This window comes from Methylacidimicrobium cyclopophantes, from assembly GCF_902143385.2.
GTDB lineage: Bacteria > Verrucomicrobiota > Verrucomicrobiia > Methylacidiphilales > Methylacidiphilaceae > Methylacidimicrobium > Methylacidimicrobium cyclopophantes.
In genome coordinates, this window is record NZ_CABFUZ020000228.1 from 1 (window position 1) to 3,027 (window position 3,027).

General features: G+C 61.3%; 5 protein-coding genes. 2 read left to right on the forward strand and 3 right to left on the reverse strand.

Going from position 1 to position 3,027, the window contains the following annotated elements:
• Positions 1-597, forward strand: a 597-nt coding sequence (locus tag FN369_RS09490) for a LysR family substrate-binding domain-containing protein (RefSeq protein ID WP_178087791.1), incomplete at its 5' end; no start/stop codon positions are given.
• Positions 598-813: 216 nt separating this feature from the next.
• Here FN369_RS09490 and FN369_RS11265 read toward each other — a convergent pair.
• Positions 814-984, reverse strand: a complete 171-nt coding sequence (locus FN369_RS11265; protein ID WP_178087792.1) for a hypothetical protein — start codon at positions 982-984, stop codon at positions 814-816.
• A gap of 587 nt (positions 985-1,571) precedes the next feature.
• On the opposite strand from FN369_RS11265, the gene FN369_RS09495 reads away from it, so the two are divergent.
• Entirely contained in the window at positions 1,572-2,261 is a 690-nt protein-coding gene (locus FN369_RS09495; protein ID WP_142525911.1) for a hypothetical protein, read from the forward strand.
• Here FN369_RS09495 and merE read toward each other — a convergent pair.
• Both merE and FN369_RS09505 read right to left on the reverse strand, forming a co-directional pair.
• Positions 2,258-2,476 (reverse strand): broad-spectrum mercury transporter MerE, encoded by a 219-nt coding sequence (gene merE / locus FN369_RS09500; protein ID WP_142525912.1) that lies wholly within the window; start codon positions 2,474-2,476, stop codon positions 2,258-2,260. The genes FN369_RS09495 and merE overlap by 4 nt on opposite strands.
• A 200-nt stretch (positions 2,477-2,676) precedes the next feature.
• A partial coding sequence (locus FN369_RS09505) for an XdhC family protein (protein ID WP_178087793.1) occupies positions 2,677-3,027 on the reverse strand: 351 nt, incomplete at its 5' end.

Here is a 3,027-nt window from a genome sequence, read left to right on the forward strand (position 1 = left end):
TTGGTTGCAGCGTACCGCCGCCATTATCCCCATGTGGACCTTCAGATCTCTCACATGAATCCCGCCGAACAGTTGCGGGCGTTCGATGAGGGAAGGCTCGATCTTGGCTTTTCTCGCCCTCTGCCGGCGGCTCGCCGAGCCTTCTTCCACGAGGAGATCCTTTATCGCGACTATCTCTCCGTGGCTCTTCCGCCTGATCATCGGCTAGCCGGCGAAAAGAAGATCCGGCTGGAAGCTCTCGCCAACGAATCCTTCATTTTTCTCCTCCGCTCCGAATCTCCCACGTTATTCGACTTGGCCATCGAGACATGCCGCCGCGCCGGCTTCTCGCCCAAGATCGTCTACCAGCCCGATATGATCATGACCGTCTTCGCCTTGATCGAATGCAACCTGGGCGTATCCTTGCTTCCACGATTCTCGCGAGGGCTGGCCGGCCAAAAGACGATTCGGCGGCCGCTTGCGGAGCCCTCCAACCCGATCTGCCTTTGCGCCATCTGGCCCAAATCTGTTCACCGCCCAACCCTGGACGCCTTTTTGGAAATCATGCGCTCGCAAAAACCCTCCCTGCAGAAAGAGATCGATCGTTTGGTCCCATAAGCCGTCCCTCGGCCGTCGCCTCCGGCGCAAAACCGACTCAGGCGCGTGGGGTCCCGAGCCGGCGGTTCTGGAGCTCGGATCCATGGGCAGGGAAAGAAATCGGGGCGATTGGGCAACTCGGCGCGGGGATTCGGCAGATGCCGCGGCCACCGAGCATTCGCGCCACACGGGGCAGCGCATCTAGGCGTGGGCTGACTAGGCGGCTGTGGGGCCTTCCTACTGCCACTGAGCGGGGACAAGGACACCCAGTCGGCTTGTCAGGGCGAAGCCGAACGAGAGAACCATGAGAAGGATGACCAGAAGGAGGAAAATCAAGACGTGCCGATAGTTGGTTTCGTTCCCCTCTCCGTCGGAGAATGGCCACTTGGGATTGCCGACCATTTCCATAACGTAGCAAAATTTCCGAGGCCGCAAATGCGCAATTCTCCGTGAAAGAAGATTCTTTGCCTTCCAAGGAGAATCGAGACGGGAAAACTCGTATGGAAAGCCAAGCAGCGGCTTGGGCTTTTCGCGGGCAGCGAAGATCCGGCTCTGCGGCAGCCGCCATCGCCCGTTTCGAGGCTTCCTCGGACCTACCTTGCCTCGCTGTTTCTCCGGCAGCCGGGAACCGCCGAAGCTTTCTCTTTGATCCTTCGACCAAAGGCGTTACGCTGATAGCCGTTTTGGGCGCTTCCGGCGGGAGACATCGTTGCCGGCCGGCACATCCTTCTCTCGGTATGCCGATCTGCTCTCTCTCACGACGCAGGAGCTATCGCTGCTCGCAACTTCCCAGGAAGGCTTCCGTCCCGGCTCGATCCATCGCCGCATTCTCGCTTTTGCTGCTTTCTTTGACGGGCCCACTTCTCTCTGCCCCCCGGAATCCCTCGTGCCAGGAGCCGGAAGAGGACGGAGTCGCTATCCAGCCGGTAGCAATCGACCATGCGCTTCTCCCTTCCTCCCCCTTGGAGAATCCGCCCAACCCTCCGAGAGAGCCATTGGGGAGTTGGTTCCTCAGCCTCGGGACCGGGATGGGCTTTCCGGAATTCGACAGGGGGGAGATCGTCAATAACCTCACCGGGGCGGTCACGCCGCTCAAGGCCAATGCCGACTTTGCCTTCACCTCGCTTCTCGCCGCCGGCTTCCGCTGGTTCGACCCTCGGCGCTGGGGCCATTGGTCCTTCGACGCCGGTTTTCTCGGCGCCTATCTCGGGACGGGGATCTCCGCTTTGTCACAGAGAGACCAAATCAACTTAGGCTTCCTGGGGCTCGGAGGCTGCGTCGGCTACCGAATCGGGCGGGACCGATTCGAACCGTTCGTCGGCTTTGCGGGAGGCGGGGCGATCGTGAATGTGGAATCGGTGAGCATCAATCACGGAGACGTTTGGGGCTATTGGTTCGCTCCTCGCGGCGGCATCCGCTATTATCTTCCCGGGACTCGATGGTCGATCGCGATCGAAGGGCTCTTCCGGTTCATCGGAGGCCTCGACGGGTTTGAAGGCCCGGCTGCCGGATTCACTCTCAACGAGACGCCGCACGCCGGCTTGGAAGGTCATTGGCTCTACGTGCCCCTCGGCCTCTTCGAGATCGATCTCTTCCCCTTCCTGCGGCCCGCCGAAGCAACTCGGCGACCGCGCGGCCTGGAAACGGAAACGATCCATGGGCGCGCCTCCGTGGAAAGGCACTAAGACTTTTTTCGCAAGAACCGCCAAGCCTGCAGGACCGACAAGGAGAAGAGGCTGACCAGCCCGAAGGCGGCGATGCCCAGATGTGCGCCGAGAAACGCGCCGACGGTCGTGCCCCCCAGGGCGACGACCAGGATTGGGAGATGGCAAGGACATGTGAGGATGGCCATTGCGGCCCACAGGTAGCCGCGAAGGGGCTTGCGCTCGGGCCGACTCATCGCAATCTCTCTTTTCGATCCGCCATCCTCGGCCCAAGGCGATCGTCCCTGGGCCCCTCCCGAGGTTTTCCTTCCGGATCTCCGGTCGAGGAACAGATCTTCGCTCCGGAGTGAAGTACGGAGTCAACTCCGGGAAGAAGAGCCCGAAAAAGCGGCCCTCTTTTCGATCGTTGCGAAAGAAAGGCCCCTTGAAAAGAGATTCACGGCGATGGTTCCAGGGGATTCTCCAAAAAAGGGAGCAGCTGCGCGGCGGTCGCTATGGCAATGACGGCGGGATCTTTGCCCCGGATGCCCGAAATGCCGATGGGGGTGGTGACCCGCCGCAACGCGCTTTCCGATACTCCGTCCCCTCGCAACTTCTTTTGAAAATGCGCCCACTTGACGCTGCTTCCGATCAAACCGACGAAGCCCAGATCGGATCGAGCCAGTGCGGCCTCGAGAATCGCCAGATCCTCCGCGTGATCATGGGTCGCAATCACCAGATGCGCACCGCGGGCGAGCTCTCCCACGACCCGCTCGGGGAAGAGGCCGCCGCGCGGCAAGAGGCGCGC

Bases quoted from the DNA above. Each gene is read 5' to 3' on its own strand.
- FN369_RS11265 (WP_178087792.1), bottom strand. From the start codon at position 984: ATGGAAATGGTCGGCAATCCCAAGTGGCCATTCTCCGACGGAGAGGGG.
- merE (WP_142525912.1), bottom strand. From the start codon at position 2,476: ATGAGTCGGCCCGAGCGCAAGCCCCTTCGCGGCTACCTGTGGGCCGCA.